Origin of the sequence: Arthrobacter sp. zg-Y1116 (genome assembly GCF_024385485.1) — a bacterium.
Taxonomy (GTDB): Bacteria; Actinomycetota; Actinomycetes; order Actinomycetales; family Micrococcaceae; genus Arthrobacter_B.
Map to the genome: position 1 here is coordinate 616328 of NZ_JANFLR010000001.1, position 16726 is coordinate 633053.

A 16726-nucleotide genomic window follows, 5' to 3' on the forward strand; every position below is an offset into this window, starting at 1 on the left:
GTTTTGCCCACTGGCGATAAACTCGGTTTGTGAGCACAGAACTTCCAGTACAGGTGTCCGATATCTTCGACCCGCAGCAGTGGCGTCTCGTTTCCGGGTTCGAGGACCTGCAGGACATGACGTACCACCGCCAGGTGGAGCGCGACGCCGACGGCGCAGTCGTGCGTGACCTGCCGACCGTGCGTATCGCGTTCAACCGGCCGGAGGTCCGCAATGCCTTCCGTCCGGGCACCGTGGACGAGCTGTACCGGGCCATGGACCACGCCCGGATGACGCCCGACGTCGCCACCGTCCTGCTCACCGGCAACGGCCCCTCCCCCAAGGACGGCGGCCACTCCTTCTGCTCCGGCGGGGACCAGCGGATCCGCGGCCGAGACGGGTACCGGTACGCCGAGGGAGAAACAAAGGAAACCATCGACCCGGCGCGCGCCGGCCGGCTGCACATCCTGGAAGTGCAGCGCCTGATGCGCACCATGCCCAAGGTGGTCATCAGTGTCGTGAACGGCTGGGCAGCCGGCGGCGGCCACAGCCTGCACGTGGTCTCGGACCTGACCATCGCCTCGCGCCAGCACGGCAAGTTCAAGCAGACCGACGCGACCGTGGGCAGCTTCGACGCCGGTTACGGCTCGGCGCTCCTGGCCCGGCAGATCGGGCAGAAAAAGGCCCGCGAGATCTTCTTCCTCGCCCGGGAGTACTCCGCCGAGGAGATGGTGGCCATGGGCGCCGTCAACGAAGCCGTAGACCACGCGGACCTCGAAAAGGTCGCCCTGGAATACGCCGCAGACATTGCCCGGCAGTCGCCGCAGGCCATCCGGATGCTCAAGTTCGCCTTCAACCTGGCCGACGACGGCCTGGCCGGGCAGCAGGTCTTTGCCGGCGAGGCGACGCGGCTGGCCTACATGACGGACGAGGCGGTGGAGGGCAAGGAAGCATTCCTTGCCAAACGCGACCCGGACTGGTCCTCGTTCCCCTACTACTTCTAGGACCCCCTTGGAACTGCTCCCAGTCCTGATTACCCCCGGCTTCGACGCCGGCATGCTCCTCTCCCCGCTTGCCGATGCCTTGGCCGGTGAAGGCCCCGCGGTGGCGCCGCACACCGATCCGGACCAGACGTTCGAGGGCGAACTGCCCAATGACGACATTGCCCTGGTGGTGAGCACCTCCGGCTCCACCGGCACCCCGAAGCAGACCATGCTCAGCACGGACGCGCTGGCTGCGTCCTCGATGGCCACCGCCATGGCCCTGAAGGCGGACGGGCAGTGGCTGGCGGCCCTGCCGGTCAACTACATTGCCGGCATCCAGGTCCTGGTCCGCTCCCTGTACGCCGGGACGCAGCCGGTCTTCATGGACCTGTCCGTGCCGTTCAGCGCCGAGGTGTTCACCCGCGCCGCCGAGGACATGACAGACCGCAACCGCTTCACCTCGCTGGTGCCCACCCAGCTCCACCGCCTGCTGCAGGATCCGGCGCCGGAAACCCTGCGCGTACTGCGCCGGTTCAACGCCATCCTGCTCGGCGGCGCTCCGGCCGGCGCTCCCCTGCTGGAAAAGGCCCGCGGCTACGGGCTGAACATTGTGACCACATACGGGATGAGCGAAACCTGCGGCGGGTGCGTTTACGACGGCGTGCCGCTGCCCGGCGTCGACGTCATCCGGTGGGAGGGGCGCCTCTGGATTGCCGGTGACGTCCTTTCGGACGGGTACATGGGCCGGCCGGACCTGACCGAGGACCGTTTCCGGTTCAACTCCGGACGCCGCTGGTTCCGCACGGATGACACCGGCACAGTGGATGACGCCGGCAGGGTCACCGTCTCCGGCAGGCTGGACGACGTCATTGTCAGCGGCGGGATCAAGGTCTCCGCGCAGGCCGTGGCCGAGGCAGTGGAGACGGTTGCCGGCGTCGACCAGGCCTTTGTGCTGGGCCTGGACGACGCCGAATGGGGCTCCCGGGTGGGCGCCGCCGTCGTGGGCAGCGTGGACCCCGAACTGATCCGAGATGCCGTCCGCTCCCGGCTGGGCGCCGCTGCCGTCCCGAAGGTGGTCCTGCTGCTTGAATCCCTGCCCTTGCTGCCCAACGGCAAGGCGGACCGCATGACGCTGCTGCGGCTGCTGGCCGCCGCGCGGCACTGACCCGTCTTTTACGCACCTGTCTCAACTCAAGAACTAAGGAACAACACCGTGGCTACAGCCGCCCAATGGTTAGAAGGCGCCCGCCCCAGGACGCTGCCGATGGCAATCGCGCCGGTCATTATCGGATCCGCCGCCGCGTACGACCTCGGGGGTTTCTCTCCCGTCCGTGCCGTCCTGGCCGCCCTGATTGCCGTACTGCTGCAGGTGGGCGTGAACTACGCGAACGATTATTCGGACGGCATCCGCGGCACGGATGACAACCGGGTGGGGCCGCTGCGGCTGACCGGTTCCCGGCTGGCGTCCCCGAAGCAGGTCAAGTACGCGGCGTTCGGTTGCTTCGCCGCCGCCATGCTGGCGGGAGTGGCCCTCGTGGTCCTGGCCGGCACGCCGTACCTGATCCTCGTGGGCATCGGCTGCGTTGCCGCTGCCTGGGGCTACACCGGCGGGAAGAACCCCTACGGCTACCGGGGGCTGGGCGACATCTTCGTCTTTGTGTTCTTCGGACTGGTGGCCACGCTGGGCACCACCTACACGCAGGCGCTGGAAATCAACACAGCCTCGGTGCTGGGCGCCATCGGCACCGGCCTGATCGCCATGGCCCTGCTGATGGCCAACAACGTCCGGGACATCCCCACGGACCGGGTGGCCGGCAAGCGGACCCTCGCCGTGCGGCTGGGCGACGGTGCGGCACGGATCAGCTACGTGATGATGCTGGCCCTGGCGCTGCTGCTGCCGCTCTTCATCGCGGGCAGCTACCCGTGGATCCTGCTGGTGCTGCTGCTCATTCCGGCGTGCATCCTGCCCTGCGGGCTGATGCTCACGGGTAAAAAGGGTTCCAGCCTGATCCCGGTCCTGAAGCACACCGGTCTGATCAACCTCGGCTTCAGCGTGCTCTACGGCGCCGGACTCGTCCTCACGCGGCTGCTGGCCTAGGTTTACCGCGTCGCCGCGGCAGGCTAGGCGTCGCGGCGGCGGTCGTTGTCGATCTGCACGTCCGGGTTCTCGGCCACCAAGGTGTCCTCCGCCGCGGAATCATCCAGTTCGCCGCGGTTGCGCTTGGGTGCACGTTCCTCGGTGAAGCGCCGCTGTACCGTACGGGCCGCTTCGTCCCGCATATCGCGGGCAAACAGGTAGGTCACGCACCAGGCCAGGACGGCGGCGGCAAGCGCCGAGAGCAGGAGGCCGAGTTGCAGCACCATGCAGATCACGAAGAAGACGGCCACCAAACCCAGGCGGAGAGCAGTAAATTTCCAGAAAGCCACGCCTTCATTCTAGGCGCTCGGCGTCCCCGGTGTTCCTTCCGTCCATCCGACGCCACGGACCGTGCCCTCCACTACAATGTCCGTATGCCCCGTCTTGTCTTGTTCGGCGTCATCATCGTCGCTGCCGTGATCATTTACGCCGTTATCGACTGCCTCATGTCCCGGGCAAACGAGGTGCGCAGCATCTCCAAGGTGTCCTGGATGTTCACCATCGTCCTCATTCCGGTCCTGGGCGCAGTGCTTTGGTTCCTGTTCGGCCGGCCCTCCGCCGGGCCCGGCCCGCGCGAGCCGCGGCGCCCCTCGGCGCCCGACGACGATCCGGAGTTCCTGCGCAATCTCGAGGTCCGGCGCCGCCAGGCACAGAAGGAAGCCGAGCTGCGGGCCCGGGAGGCCGCGCTGCGGGCCAAGGAAGAAGGCAGGGACAAACAGAACGACGACGGCAAGCCCGGCGCCTGAGGCCCCTGCAGCAACTTCGCAGCCATAGCTGCACATAAAAAGACCCGTTCCGGATGTCCCGGAACGGGTCTTTCCATGCCTGCGGGGCCGGGCAGCCAAGCCCTTGTGGGCTGGACCCGGGTTGAGTTAGACGCCGGAGTAGCTGTGCAGGCCGGAGAAGAACATGTTGACGATCGTGAAGTTGAAGACCACGCAGAGGTAGCCGACGATCGACAGCCAGGCGGAACGGGTTCCGGTCCAGCCGCGGGTGGCACGGGCGTGCAGGTAGCCTGCGTAGACCACCCAGATAACGAAGGTCCAGACTTCCTTGGTGTCCCAGCCCCAGTACCGGCCCCACGCCTGTTCGGCCCAGATGGAGCCGGCCATGAGGGTGAAGGTCCACAATACGAAAGCCACTGCGTTGATGCGGTAGGACAGGTTTTCCAGGCTCTGCGCGGAGGGCACGATGCGCATGAACGGCAGACGTTCCTTGCGGCCGGAGCGGATCCGGGTTTCGCGGTCCGCCTGCAGGAGCTGCAGGACGGACATGGCGAACGTCAGCGTGAACAGTGCGGACGCAATCACGGCAACCGAAACGTGGATGATCAGCCAGTAGCTCTGCAGCGCGGGAACCAGGTGCGCCACCGGCGTCGGGAACCCGATGGTGGCGGCCATCATCATAACCAGCACCAGGCCCACCACCACGGTGCCGAGGAAGCGCAGGTCCCGGCGGGTCAGCACCAGCAGGAACACCACGGCCACCACCAGGGCGCCCGTAGTGCAGAACTCGTACATGTTGCCCCAGGGAACCCGGTGCGCGGCCATGCCGCGGGTGATGACGCCGGCCGCGTGGACGGCTGCGGCCAGCACGGTCAGGGCAACGCCTACCCGGGCTGCGTTGCGCCGCGGACCGGTGTAGCCCATGGCGCTGTCAGCGGTCTGTGCCTCGCGGCTGCCGTCGGCATCCCAGTCCCGGGCGAAGCCGTTGCCGGAGCCGGCGGGAACGGCTTCACGCACGGCGGTCTTCTGTTCCAGCCGGCTCTCCACCGCCCGGATGGTCTTGCTGCTCTTTGCCAGGTCCCACGCGAACGCCAGGAAGGCGACCGTGTAGGCGAACGCCGCCAGCAGCATAAAGCGCTCACTGTAAAGGGCGAGGGTGTAATCGATGGAGGGCATTACTGGTCCTTACCTGGATTTTCTGCGGCATTGCTGTCCGCCGTTGCGTTTGCGGAGACGGTGGCCCGTCCAACATTCTGTCCTTCTGCGTCCTGCCGTGCCAACCACTTCTCCGCGAACAGTCCGCGGAGCGCAGCTGCTTCACTGGTCAGCCGGGGATCTTCGCCCCGGGCCAGCAGCCCGTATTCGACCATGACCCGTCCGTCGGGATGCTGGCCTGCCCGCACCCAGACCCGCCGACGTGCCAGGAACAGCGAGGCAGCCAGACCGGACAGGGAGAGCACGGCAAACACCAGGACGCCGGTCTTTCCCGGATCGTAGTGGATGTCCAGGGCGGCGTACCGTTTGAGGCCGTCGAAGGTGATGGATCCCTTGCCGTCGGGGAGTTCGTAGGTCTGGTTGGCGCCCAGCACAATGCCGCCGGCGTCGAGGTCGCGGTTGTTCAGCGGGGTCAGGTCTTCGGTTTCCAGCACGTAGACGTTGGAGGGCACACCTTCGTCCAGCCCCAGGTCGCCGTAGTAGGAGTTGAGGTTCAGCTGGGGGTTGATCGGATCCGGGTCGCCGGAGTAGCTGACTCCGGCTTCGTCGATCATGGCGGTGGGCAGGAAGAATCCGACGAAGCCGAGCTGGTCCGGCTTGGCGTCCGGGGCCTTGATCACGGCAAGGGAGGTGTACATGGCGTCGGTGGGAACGGCCACGACCGGGCCTTCCAGCGCCACGTTGCCCTCGCCGTCGCGCACGGTCACTACCGGGGCGTAGCCGTTGCCCACCAGGTACACCCGGGTGCCGCCCAGCGTCAGGGGCGAGTTGACCTTCAGGACCTGTTCCTCGGGCTCGGCCTCGGGGTCTTCTTTCACGGTCACGTTCGCCGTGAAGTCCAGGGGCTGTCCGTAGTGGGTCTCGGATTCGCGGTCGAACTCGATCTGGAAGTCGTCCAGTGTCAGCGAATAGGGGCTCAGCTGGGCTTCGGTGAAGTTGGAGCCGGGCGTGAAGGTGTCGTAGCTGACGAGGGTGTTGACGAAGGACTCCCCCTCCACCACGATCTTCTGTCCGCTGTAGCCGAACAACCCGCCCAGAGCCACGCAGGCCAGGACGCCGATCAGGCTGGTGTGGAACACCAGGTTGCCCAGTTCCTTGGCGAAGCCCCGTTCGGCTCCGACGGAGGGTCGGTCGCCGTCCGCGTCCCGGACATCCACACGGTAACCGCGGCGGCGCAGGATCTTCGCGGCGTCGCGCACGGCTTCGGCCGGCGTCATAGACATCGACGCCGGAACCGTCAGCGTGCCGTATTCGGGCATCCGGGAGAGACGGCTCGGGGTGCGCGGAGGCTTGGAACGCATGGCCTTGAAGTGGGCCTTGGCCCGGGGAATCACGCAGCCGATCAGCGAGATGAACAGCAGCAGGTAGATCGCCGAGAACCAGACGGAGGAATACACGTCGAAAAGCTGGAAGCGGTCCAGCCAGGGCCCGGTTTCGGGATTGTCCTTGATGTACTGCGTGACTACCGAGGGATCGGCGGGGCGCTGCGGAAACAGTGATCCGGGCACGGCGGCGACGGCGAGCAGCAGCAGCAGGAACAGCGCCGTCTTCATGCTGGTCAGCTGGTTCCAGGCCCAGCGCAGCGTGCCAAGCAGCCCCAGGGCGGGCAGCGCAACGTCATCCCGGCGTCCCTTGGCAGGGCGGGGGTTGGACGGGCGGGGCGTTGTTGCTTTGTCTGTCACGTCATCCGGTCCCGGGGTCAAGGTGTTCTCATTGGTCGTCTGTTCTTCACTGGGTTTCGGCATCAGATCGGCAGGGTCACGTTACCCAACCAACCTTGGAGCTGGTTGATCCACTGGTTCCAGACTCCGCTGACCATCAACAGGCCCAGGGCAATCAGCATGCCGCCCCCGAAACGCTGCAGGGCCAGCCGGTGCCGGCGGAAGACGCCAAGGGCTCCCATGCCGCGGCGGAACCCGACGGCAATGAGCAGGAAAGGCAGCCCCAGTCCGAGGCAGTACACGAAGGTCAGCAGGGCTCCCTTTGCGGCACTGGCGTCGCTGCCGGAGAAGGAAAGCAGCTGGACTGCCGAAAGCGTGGGGCCGATGCACGGTGCCCAGCCCAGCCCGAAGGTGATGCCGAGCACCGGAGCTCCCCAGAGCCCGGCCGGCGGCTTGGCTTCGATCTTGCGGTCCCGCTGGAACCAGCTCATGCCGCCCATAAACACGATGCCCAGCAGGATCACAACGAGGCCGAGGACCTGCGAGATCCACGCCTGTTCGGAGCCTTTCAACCACGCACCCAGCTGTCCGATTCCGGCGCCCAGGGCCACGAAGACCACGGAGAAGCCGAGCACGAACAATCCAATGCCGGCGAACATCCGTCCCCGCCGCTGCTTTTGCAGGTCGACGCCGGTCAACCCGGTGACATAGCCGAGGTAGCCCGGAACCAGGGGCAGCACACAGGGGGAAAGGAAGGATACGAGGCCTGCGAGGGCAGCCACGGGGATAGCCAGCAGGACGGACCCGTTCAGGACGGTGTCGGCAAAGGTATTGGCGGTGGACTCGGTCACCGGGGCCACGACGGCAGTAAGGAAGGACACTGTCCCTACGCTGCCAGCGAGTCGCTGATCAGGGCCTTCAAGGTGCCCTTGTCTGCCAGTCCGAGGATGCGGGCAGCCACGCGGCCCTGCCGGTCCAGCACCAGCGTGGTGGGTACGGCCGACGGCGGAACGAAGTTGGTCATGGCCAGCAGCACGCCGCCGTCCTTGTCCCGGAAACTGGGGTACGGAATGTTGAAGTTCCGTTCGAAGGCTTCCGCGGTGGCCTTCTCGTCCCGGATATTCACGCCGTAGAAGCGGGCACCGGCACCGGCGAACTCATCGTGCAGCTCCACCAGGTCCGGGGCTTCCTTCCGGCACGGGGCGCAGGCCGCGTACCAGAAGTTGAGTACGACGACGTCGCCCGCCCAGTCGGCGGAGGTAACCTCGGTGCCGTCGAACAGGGAACCGGAGAACTGCACCGCTTCGCCGCGTTCGGCGGCGTCGTATTCAGTGACGGAGCCGTCTCCGGCAATGTAGTTCTTGTTGTCTCCAGCGTTGGCCTGCTCGGCCAGGGGGTCATCCGTGGAACAGCCGGCGGCAGCTGCGGCAAAGGGGACGGCGAGGGCCAGCCCGGCACCGAGCCGAAGGAAGGAACGGCGTCCAAGGGCTTCCGGCTCAGCAGGGCGTGTGCGGTTCTTCAAGGATTTCCAGCTTTCATCGCGGCAGGGAGGAGCCACTTCTACAACGCGTAGTAATTCTATTATGCTCCCGGAACATTTGCTGCACCGGGAAGGAGGTCCGCGCTGGGCTCGGCGTAGCGCACGCCGGTGAGTACGGCACCGTCGAACTCCAGGGTGGTGACGGAGGTCAATGTGCACTCGCGCTGGCGGGGGTCATGCCAGAGCTTCCGCCCCTCGGCGGCGAGCCGGGTGACCCAGATCGGCAGCTGGTGGCTGACCAAAACGGCTTCGGCATCATCTCCGCCGAGTTCCACGGCGCGCATCCGCGCATCATCAACGGCGGACATCACACGGGCAACCTGCTTGGCGTACGGCTCCCCCCAGGAAGGCCGCATGGGATTGCGCAGGAGCGGCCAGTAGCGCGGATTGCGCAGCTGGCTCTTGATGCGGGACATACCCTCAAAGCGGTTTTCCGCCTCAATAATCCGCTCGTCCGTGGCGATCTCCAGGTTCAGTCCGGCCGCCAGCGGGGCGGCGGTCTCTTGGGCCCGGGTCAGCGGCGAAGCAACCAGGTAGACCAGGTTGGCCCCCTTGCTGCGCTCTTCGATGAAGTGTTCCGCCACCCGGTCCGCCATCTGGCGCCCGAGGTCGGACAAATGGAACTCCGGAAGGCGTCCGTAAAGGACCTTGTCCGGATTGAAGACTTCACCGTGGCGCACGAGGTGTATGGATGAGCGGGACATGTGTCCCAGTTTCGCAGAGTTGGAGCCGTCAGCTAAATCTTCGAAATCGACAGGCCCATTTCACTTGAACCTTTAACCAAACCGTGCAACACTGTATGCAAATGCATGAAAGTGCCGTCGGGGCCTCCCGGCAGCACCGCTACCAGAAGGAGCTCTCCATGATCCCCAGCGGCCTCACCACCGGAACCTGGAATTTCGACGCCTCCCACAGCGAAGTGGGCTTCACCGTCCGTCACGCCGGCATCAGCAAGGTCCGCGGCAACTTCGACAAGGTCGAGGCCACGCTCGTGGTCGGCGAGACCCTGGCTGACACCGTGGTAACTGCCGTCATTGCCGCTGACTCCTTCAACTCCAACGACGCCAACCGCGACGCCCACGTCAAGAGCGCGGACTTCTTCGACGTCGAGCAGTTCCCGGAGCTGACGTTCACTGCGACCGGAATTGAAAGCGCCGGCTCCACCTACAAGGTCACCGGCGACCTGACGATCAAGGGCATCACCCACTCCGTCGTCATGGACACGGAGTTCAACGGTGTGGCCGTGGATCCCTTCGGCGCCACCCGCTCCGGCTTCTCCGCCAGCACGGTGATCAGCCGCAAGGACTTCGACCTGACCTGGAACGCGGCACTGGAAACCGGAGGCGTCCTGGTGGGCGACAAGGTCACCATCAACGTCGACGCGGCCTTCGTAGCAGCCTAGACCCCCATATCCCCCCCACAGGGCGGCCCCGGACCCATTGGTCCGGGGCCGTTTTTTTGGGGCTGTTTTCCGGGGTGCGCTCCGGGGCCATCTTTCCGGGACCCCTGACCGTCCCGGCCCCACCGCGATACGCTGGATGTTTGGCTGCGGGGGCGCCCCGGCCACGCCGATGGCACCTTCGTCCAGCCGCTTCGAGACACCAACCAGCAAGCAGGCGGACATGAGCACACCAGAAAACACTCCCGAGCCAGGGCGCGAGCCCAACCACCCGACCAATCCGGACGGCCCCACCAGCCCCGCGGGTGCAGGCGGCGCTGCGAATCCCGATGGATTCACCCTTCCCGGATCCGGTCCCGGCTCCCGCCCGGAGCCGCAGTACGGCCAGTATGCCCCTGGCGGCCCCTACGACAAGTCCGGTCCCTCCGGCTACACCCAGCCCTCCGGCTACGCCCAGCCCTACTCCTATGCACCGCCGGTCAAACCGGCGAAGGGCCCTGCCCCTCGCGAGGTCATCATCGGATCCTGGTTGATCATTGCGGCAGGCGTGCTGAGCCTCATCAACAACATCATCACCTCCTTCAGCCTGCCGTCGATCATGACGTCCCAGGAGCAGGAGGCGTTCGCGGAAACCGGTTTGGACGAAGAAGGCGTGAGCTCCTTCCTCATTTCCTTTGGCATCGTCGTGGCCCTGATCGGCTTTGCAATCTACCTACTGATCGCGCTCTTTGTGCGGAGGGGGAAAAACTGGGCCCGCATTCTAGGCACCGTGTTTGCCGCCTTCTCCCTGATCGGCATCCTCACCATGCTGGGCGCTTACTTCACCTCACCACTGAGCCTGATTTCGCTGGCCTCCAGCCTCCTGGGAATTGCCGGGATCGTGATGCTGTATCTGCGGCCGTCCACCCCGTACTTCCGCAAGGCTCCGCTCTACCCCTACTGAGTTCGCAGAGTCCCGTCGGTTTCGGCGGGACTTTTCCCTTGCCGGATCGGGTTTCGCAGTGGAGGGGTCACACACCGGCCGTGCCCGCGTAGCGTTGTGTTCTCCTCCGGCGGCGAGTTGCTTCGCAAGGTGCCCCGGAGGTGCCGTTCCGCCGTGAAGGGGAGGACCATGGCAGCTCTGCTTCCTAACCCGCAACAACAAAAAACACGCATTCCCCTGCGCTATCTGCACCGGGCAGTCGATTCTCCGGAGTATGCAGGGGCCAACATCTTCATCCCGGAAGCACCGCTCCACCCCCCGACGGTATCCGGGGGCTCCACAGCAGGTTCCGATCCCGGCCGCGGCTCTCCGGACCGGGAGGAACTTACCTCCCCTGAACCCGGCTCATCCTCAGCGACCGGGGAGAATGGCAGCGGCCATGCCTTCTACCTCTGGCTCCGGGCCGGGCTCCAGGGTGTCGTCGCCTGGATTGGCAGCGGTATTCGCGGCACCTTTGCGTGGTTGGGCGCAGGCCTGCGTGGCATATCCGCCTGGCTTCGGGTCGGGGCGGTCGGGACCGTCGTCTGGCTCCGCATAGGAGTGCAGGGAGCCTACGCCTGGCTCCGCAGCTTGGTGCGCCGTGCGTCCACTCGGATCCAAGCCGCGGCGCAGGCCACCTCCAACCAAGCCCGAACGGGAGCCCGGGCCACCTCTGCCGGCGTCCGCACGGGGGTTGTTCGGGTCCGCGCGGGGGCACACGCCGTTTCGTTCCGGGTTCAAGCGGGGGCCCAGGCAACTTCTGCAGGTGTCCACGCCGGGGCGCATGCAACATCCGTTCAGGTCCAGGCCGGTGCCCATGCCACCAGCGCTGCGGTCCAGTCCGGGGCCAACCGTGTCGGCGCCGGAGCCCGTGCCGCCTCCGCATGGCTCCAAGCCGTGGCCCATGCCGTCTGGAACTGGATACTGGCCGCTGCACACGCAGCATCGGCGGCGACCCAATCCGCCGTACACGCGACGGTCGCAGGGGCGCGGGCTGCCGCCCATGCGGTGTCGGTGGCGGCCCAGACCGTTGCACGTTCCGTTTCGTCGGCCGCCCGCGCTGTCGCTGACGCCGTTGCGACGGCCGCCCGCACCACGGCGCACGCCGGTGCCGTGGTAGTTCGCACCATCGGAAATGCCATCTCCAATGCAGCCCGAACAACGGCGCACGCCATAGCCGTAGGTGGCCGCGCCGTCGCACGCTCCGTTTCGATGGCAGCCCGCACGACAGGGCACGCCACGGCCGTCGGTACCCGAACCACAGCGCGCGTCACAGCCGTCGGTGCCCGCGCCGTCGCACACACCACCTCCGTGGCAGCCCGCACCACAGGGCACGCCACAGCTGTCGGTGCCCGAACCACAGCGCACGCCACAGCCGTCGGTGCCCGAACCGCAGCGCGCGTCACAGCCGTCGGTGCCCGCGCCGTCGCACACACCACCTCAGTGGCAGCCCGCACCACAGGGCACGCGATAGCCGTGGTGGTGCGGGCCGTGCAACGCCGGCTGCCGGCGAAAACCGGCAACCCGGTTCCTGCCATTGCAGCCGCATTCGCGCTGATTTCAGGTGCGGGCCTGATCAATCTGTGGGGCACCCTTTCAACCGTTTCCCGGATGCCCGTACCTGATTCGCTGCCGCCTGCCCTTGCCCTCCTCGAGCGGTACGGAGTGACCGGCACCCACTATGCCAGGACGCTCGCGGCGATAGCGATCGCCTATGCCCTGGTGATCATGGGAACCGCCCTGCTGCTTGCGGTTGCCGTTCGGGACAAGCGGCGCTGGGCGCGGGTAGTCTCCGCGGTCCTTGCCGGCACCGCACTGTTCTACGCGATGAACGCAGGAACCGGCACCCAGTCTCTCGCTGCAGCCCTGGGTGTCGCAGGAGCCGCGATCACCTTCACCAAGGGAGCAGCCCCGTGGTTCCACCCGCGGGTACCCTCGGTGCAGCCATTCGGGCCACAACGGCACCAGGCAAAACCGCACCATCGTCTCGGGGACCAGGCGGAACCCCTGCAGCCGGATCCGGTCCTAGCGCGCCAGACGGGCCCGGGCGGCGATCTGCGAAACCTGTGAGCGCTGTGCGTGGTAGGCAAGGATCTGCAGTTCGGTCGCCATGTCCACTTTGCGGATCTGGACTTCTTCGGGCGCCTGCAGCACTACGGGAGCAAAGCTGAGGATGCTGGTAATCCCGGACTCCACGAGGCGGTCGCATAGATCCTGGGCAACCTCGGCGGGCACCGAAAGCACCGCCATGTTTGCCCCGGTCTTCGCGAGCACTGCTTCCAGCGAGTCCACCGGGCTGATCCTTAGCCAGCCCACCTCCTGGCCGATCACCATCGGGTCGGCGTCGAACAGTGCCACAACCTCGAAGCCCCTCGAGCCGAACCCGGGATAGCCTGCCAAGGCGCGGCCGAGGTTGCCGGCTCCTACTATGGCCACCCGCCAGTTCAATGTCAGGCCAAGAGCGGCGGAAATCTGTCCGCTGAGATACGGGACGTCGTATCCGACGCCGCGGGTCCCGTAGGACCCCAGGTAGGACAGATCCTTGCGCAGCTTGGGCGAATTGACGCCGGCGGCTTCAGCCAGCTCTTCAGAGGACACACGCTCTATCCCGTCGGCCAGCATGGCGGACAGCGCCCTCAAGTAGATGGTCAACCGCGCCAGTGACGCCGGCGGTATGTGCCGCCCTTCGCCCGCTGCGGCCGACGACGTTCCGGCCGCCTGGCCGCTGTTGGCCGTCCCGCCCTCCAGATCGGCTCGTTCCGACCGGACTTCCTCGGATGCCATCACGACCCCAGCAGACGCCGCAGCCGTGTTTCGTCGATTTTCCAGAAGTCCCGTTGGACGCCGTCGATGAACAACACCGGGATCTCCTCACCGAAACGGGCGGCGAGTTCCGGGTCTTCCTCCGCGCTGCGTTCCTGCCAGGGGATGCCAAGGTCCTCCCCCACGCGCCGGAGCACCAGGCGGGCGTCTTCGCACAAATGGCAGCCCGGCCGGGTAAGGAGGACGACTTCCGGTCCGACGGATTCACTCATATGTCCAAAATAGCCCCAATACGTCGGATTTCCGCGCTCAGGCCGGGTTTTGCGTAGACTCGGACCATGCCCCGAGCCACTGTAGTCCGAGCCACCGGAACCACAGACGCGGTGGGCAAACCTGGCGAAGCGGCCTTTTTCGACGTCGACAATACGCTCATGCGCGGTGCCAGCCTGTTCCATGTGGGCCGGAAGATGTACCAGCGGAAAGTCTTCACCATCCGTGAAGCAGCCGGCTTCGCGAGCAAGCAGCTGAGGTTCATGCTGCAGGGTGAAAACCTCAAGGACGTCCACTCGGTCCGCGACGCCGCCTTGGCCTTCGCGACCGGCCTCTCTTCGGAGGACGTGCGCACGCTGGGCGAAGAGGTCTACGACGAGATGATTGTCTCCAAGATCTGGCCCGGCACCCGGGCGCTGACCCAGCAGCATATGAAGTCCGGCAGGCCGGTTTGGCTGGTCACCGGAACGCCCATCGAAGTTGCTTCGGTTATCGCCAGCCGGCTCGATCTCACCGGCGCCCTCGGCACAGTCAGCGAGGTCGCCGACGGCATGTACACCGGGCGACTGGTGGGTGAGTTCCTGCATGGGCCGGCCAAGGCTGCCGGTGTCCGGGCGCTGGCCGAGAAGGAAGGCCTGGATCTGCAAAGCTGCTGGGCGTACAGCGATTCCTACAACGACGTTCCGCTGCTGAGTCTGGTGGGCCATCCGGTGGCGATCAATCCGGACGCGCGCCTGCGCCGTCATGCCCGTGAGCGCAACTGGCCCGTGTACGACTTCCGTTCAGGCCGCAGGGCGGCAACACTGGGCCTGAAGTCCGCAACCGTTGCCGGGGCTGCCTACGGGCTGTGGCGGGGGTTCTCCTGGGTGCGGGCCCGCTGACAGCCCGGCAGAGCTAGCCGCCCGGCTGCTTAAAAACCGGAGCCCGCCTATCCCTGGGGACTGGCGGGCTCTGCCTTAGCGGACCCGGCACTGCACATGCAGCGGGGCCCGCTGACAACGGTCGCTAAGAAGGATCTACTTCTTATTACGACGCTGGTGGCGGGTCTTGCGAAGCAGCTTGCGGTGCTTCTTCTTGGCCATACGCTTGCGGCGCTTCTTGATTACTGAACCCACAGAGTCCTCACAAACTTATTAGGAGTCACCGATTCCCTTCCCCTGTTGCCGTGGGCACAGGGGCTGGTTGCCGGTAGTTACTGGCTTTCGATTAAAACGTTCCTTAACAGGGTACAGCTTCGGGGCTGTGGAATTTGCCAGCCCGGAACAGCAGCCGGGAACGGTCCACTCCGTCGCTGTTATCTGAAGACGGATACCCGGGGCAGGGCTTAGGCAGTGTCTGTACGCCGGTCAATAACGGCGTCGCGGAGCACCTTCTGGACGGCCGATTCCGGCACACGGTAGGACCGGCCGAAACGGACGGCCGGCAGCTCGCCGGAATGGACCAGCCGGTACACAGTCATCTTGGAGACCCGCATGACGTCGGCAACTTCCGATACCGTCAGAAACCGCACATCCGAGAAGTTTCCCTCGTCTGCCATTTAGTCCCGTTCCTTTGCTCATTGCCGCCGCTCCCGACAGCAAGCCATGTGGAGCACCTGCGGCTGAAGGATATCGCGTCACCGGCCGGTTGCGACGTGCGTCACTGATGGCCCCGTATGGTCCCTACTGTAGTGGCAGGAGTAACCATAGTGGAAGTTCTTTCCGCGGCCGCGGGGCCCGGGCAGTGCAAGCCGGTCTAGATCACGCCCTGGGCCAGCATCGCATCGGCTACCTTCACGAAGCCGCTGATGTTGGCGCCCACTACGTAGTCGCCGGGGGAACCGTATTCCTCCGCAGTCCGGGCGCACCGCTCGTGGATGTTGACCATGATCTCGCTGAGCCGGCGTTCCGTATGCTCGAAGGACCAGGAGTCCCGGCTCGCGTTCTGCTGCATCTCCAGCGCGGAGGTGGCGACGCCGCCCGCGTTGGCCGCCTTACCCGGGCCGAACAGCACCCCGGCGGCCTGGAAGGCGCTGATGGCGGCCGGAGTGCACGGCATGTTCGCACCCTCGGCCACGGCCCGGACCCCGGACTTGATCAATGCCAGCGCGTCCGCTTCGTCCAGTTCGTTCTGGGTGGCGCAGGGCAGGGCGACGCCGGCTCCCGCGTTCCAGATGGAACCCTCCGCCACGTAGTTCACGGAGTGTCCGCGGCGCTCGGCATATTCCGAGATCCGGCCCCGCTCCGTTTCCTTGATCTGCCGCAGCAACGGAACGTCAATGCCCTTTTCATCAACTATGTAGCCCGCGGAATCCGAGCAGGCCACCACCGTGGCGCCGAGCATCTGGGCCTTGTCTATGGCGTTGATGGCCACATTGCCGGAGCCGGAGACAATCACCCGCTGCCCGTCCAGGCTCATGCCCTTGGTTTTGAGCATCTCCTCGACAAACATCACCGCGCCGTAGCCGGTGGCCTCGGGACGGACCAGGGATCCGCCCCAGCTCACGCCCTTCCCGGTGAGGACGCCTGATTCGTAGCGGTTCGTGATGCGTTTGTACTGTCCGAAGAGGTAACCGATCTCGCGGCCGCCAACGCCGATGTCACCGGCCGGAACGTCCGTGTACTCGCCGATGTGCCGGTACAGCTCGGTCATGAAGGACTGGCAGAAGCGCATCACTTCAGCGTCGGATTTGCCCCGCGGGTCGAAGTCCGAGCCGCCCTTTCCGCCGCCGATCGGCATGCCGGTGAGAGCGTTCTTGAAGATCTGTTCGAAACCGAGGAACTTGATGATGCCCAGGTACACGGAGGGATGGAACCGGAGTCCGCCCTTGTACGGGCCGAGGGCAGAGTTGAATTCCACCCGGAAGCCCCGGTTGATCTGCACCTGGCCCTTGTCGTCTACCCAGGGCACCCGGAAGATGATCTGCCTTTCGGGCTCGCAGATCCGCTGCAGGATCGCGGCCTCGGCAAATTCGGGATGCTTGCGCAGCACTGGGGCGAGGGAGTCGAAGACTTCCACGACGGCTTGGTGAAACTCGGTTTCCCCGGGATTGCGGCGGAAGACGTCGTCGCGTACGCGCGTCAGTACACGTTCCATGTGCTGCTCCTTAGAGAT

The 16726-nt window shown here is 65.9% G+C and carries 19 protein-coding genes; 8 read left to right on the forward strand and 11 right to left on the reverse strand.

What is annotated here, in order from left to right; translation table 11 throughout:
- Positions 1–29 precede the first annotated feature (29 nt).
- The 3 genes from NNX34_RS02840 to NNX34_RS02850 are packed head-to-tail and all read left to right on the forward strand — an operon-like array spanning position 30 to position 3060.
- Positions 30–983, forward strand: coding sequence for a 1,4-dihydroxy-2-naphthoyl-CoA synthase (locus NNX34_RS02840; RefSeq protein WP_255765022.1), 954 nt, complete (start codon positions 30–32; stop codon positions 981–983).
- Between the two features lie 7 nt (positions 984–990).
- A complete protein-coding gene (locus NNX34_RS02845; protein ID WP_255765023.1) occupies positions 991–2127 on the forward strand; it encodes an AMP-binding protein in 1137 nt (378 codons plus the stop codon).
- Between the two features lie 48 nt (positions 2128–2175).
- A complete protein-coding gene (locus tag NNX34_RS02850) occupies positions 2176–3060 on the forward strand; it encodes a 1,4-dihydroxy-2-naphthoate polyprenyltransferase (protein WP_227919052.1) in 885 nt (294 codons plus the stop codon).
- Positions 3061–3083: 23 nt separating this feature from the next.
- Here NNX34_RS02850 and NNX34_RS02855 read toward each other — a convergent pair whose 3' ends face one another.
- Positions 3084–3389 (reverse strand): DUF4229 domain-containing protein, encoded by a 306-nt coding sequence (locus tag NNX34_RS02855; protein WP_255765024.1) that lies wholly within the window; start codon positions 3387–3389, stop codon positions 3084–3086.
- A gap of 84 nt (positions 3390–3473) precedes the next feature.
- Here NNX34_RS02855 and NNX34_RS02860 point away from each other — a divergent pair, with 84 nt between their 5' ends.
- Positions 3474–3845: a PLD nuclease N-terminal domain-containing protein gene (locus NNX34_RS02860; protein ID WP_255765025.1), complete on the forward strand. Its 372-nt coding sequence runs from the start codon at positions 3474–3476 to the stop codon at positions 3843–3845.
- Between the two features lie 126 nt (positions 3846–3971).
- On the opposite strand, the gene ccsB is transcribed toward NNX34_RS02860, so the two are convergent.
- From ccsB to NNX34_RS02885, 5 genes are read right to left on the reverse strand one after another with little or no spacing between them, the layout of a single operon-like run.
- A complete protein-coding gene (gene ccsB, locus NNX34_RS02865; protein WP_255765026.1) occupies positions 3972–5000 on the reverse strand; it encodes a c-type cytochrome biogenesis protein CcsB in 1029 nt (342 codons plus the stop codon).
- Positions 5000–6784 (reverse strand): cytochrome c biogenesis protein ResB, encoded by a 1785-nt coding sequence (locus NNX34_RS02870; protein WP_370647210.1) that lies wholly within the window; start codon positions 6782–6784, stop codon positions 5000–5002. The genes ccsB and NNX34_RS02870 overlap by 1 nt, the downstream gene beginning before the upstream one ends.
- Positions 6784–7581, reverse strand: a complete 798-nt coding sequence (locus NNX34_RS02875; protein WP_255765027.1) for a cytochrome c biogenesis CcdA family protein — start codon at positions 7579–7581, stop codon at positions 6784–6786. The genes NNX34_RS02870 and NNX34_RS02875 overlap by 1 nt, the downstream gene beginning before the upstream one ends.
- Before the next feature lie 5 nt (positions 7582–7586).
- The gene (locus NNX34_RS02880) at positions 7587–8222 is read right to left on the reverse strand and encodes a TlpA family protein disulfide reductase (protein ID WP_370646931.1); all 636 of its coding nucleotides are present in this window, start codon (positions 8220–8222) and stop codon (positions 7587–7589) included.
- 59 nt (positions 8223–8281) lie between these two features.
- Complete coding sequence (locus NNX34_RS02885; protein WP_227919063.1) at positions 8282–8944, reverse strand: histidine phosphatase family protein; 663 nt, start codon at positions 8942–8944, stop codon at positions 8282–8284.
- 158 nt (positions 8945–9102) lie between these two features.
- Here NNX34_RS02885 and NNX34_RS02890 point away from each other — a divergent pair, with 158 nt between their 5' ends.
- The 3 genes from NNX34_RS02890 to NNX34_RS02900 all read left to right on the forward strand — a co-directional run bounded on the left by NNX34_RS02890 (position 9103) and on the right by NNX34_RS02900 (position 12670).
- Entirely contained in the window at positions 9103–9642 is a 540-nt protein-coding gene (locus NNX34_RS02890) for a YceI family protein (protein WP_255765712.1), read from the forward strand.
- 220 nt (positions 9643–9862) lie between these two features.
- Complete coding sequence (locus NNX34_RS02895) at positions 9863–10582, forward strand: hypothetical protein (protein ID WP_255765028.1); 720 nt, start codon at positions 9863–9865, stop codon at positions 10580–10582.
- 168 nt (positions 10583–10750) lie between these two features.
- Positions 10751–12670: a hypothetical protein gene (locus NNX34_RS02900; protein WP_255765029.1), complete on the forward strand. Its 1920-nt coding sequence runs from the start codon at positions 10751–10753 to the stop codon at positions 12668–12670.
- On the opposite strand, the gene NNX34_RS02905 is transcribed toward NNX34_RS02900, so the two are convergent.
- Entirely contained in the window at positions 12626–13384 is a 759-nt protein-coding gene (locus NNX34_RS02905) for a redox-sensing transcriptional repressor Rex (RefSeq protein WP_255765030.1), read from the reverse strand. The two genes, NNX34_RS02900 and NNX34_RS02905, sit on opposite strands and share 45 nt — an antisense overlap.
- The gene (locus tag NNX34_RS02910) at positions 13384–13635 is read right to left on the reverse strand and encodes a glutaredoxin family protein (protein ID WP_255765031.1); all 252 of its coding nucleotides are present in this window, start codon (positions 13633–13635) and stop codon (positions 13384–13386) included. Before NNX34_RS02910 ends, NNX34_RS02905 begins: the two co-directional genes overlap by 1 nt.
- A 66-nt stretch (positions 13636–13701) precedes the next feature.
- Between NNX34_RS02910 and NNX34_RS02915 the strand changes: the two genes are divergently transcribed.
- The gene (locus NNX34_RS02915) at positions 13702–14514 is read left to right on the forward strand and encodes an HAD family phosphatase (RefSeq protein ID WP_255765032.1); all 813 of its coding nucleotides are present in this window, start codon (positions 13702–13704) and stop codon (positions 14512–14514) included.
- A gap of 135 nt (positions 14515–14649) precedes the next feature.
- Here the strand turns inward: NNX34_RS02915 and NNX34_RS02920 are convergent, their stop codons facing one another.
- The 3 genes from NNX34_RS02920 to gdhA form a co-directional block, all read right to left on the reverse strand.
- Positions 14650–14748, reverse strand: coding sequence for a 30S ribosomal protein bS22 (locus tag NNX34_RS02920; protein WP_003792170.1), 99 nt, complete (start codon positions 14746–14748; stop codon positions 14650–14652).
- Between the two features lie 209 nt (positions 14749–14957).
- Positions 14958–15170, reverse strand: a complete 213-nt coding sequence (locus NNX34_RS02925; protein WP_227919077.1) for a helix-turn-helix domain-containing protein — start codon at positions 15168–15170, stop codon at positions 14958–14960.
- Between the two features lie 197 nt (positions 15171–15367).
- Positions 15368–16708, reverse strand: a complete 1341-nt coding sequence (gene gdhA, locus NNX34_RS02930; protein ID WP_255765033.1) for an NADP-specific glutamate dehydrogenase — start codon at positions 16706–16708, stop codon at positions 15368–15370.
- Positions 16709–16726: the final 18 nt, after the last annotated feature.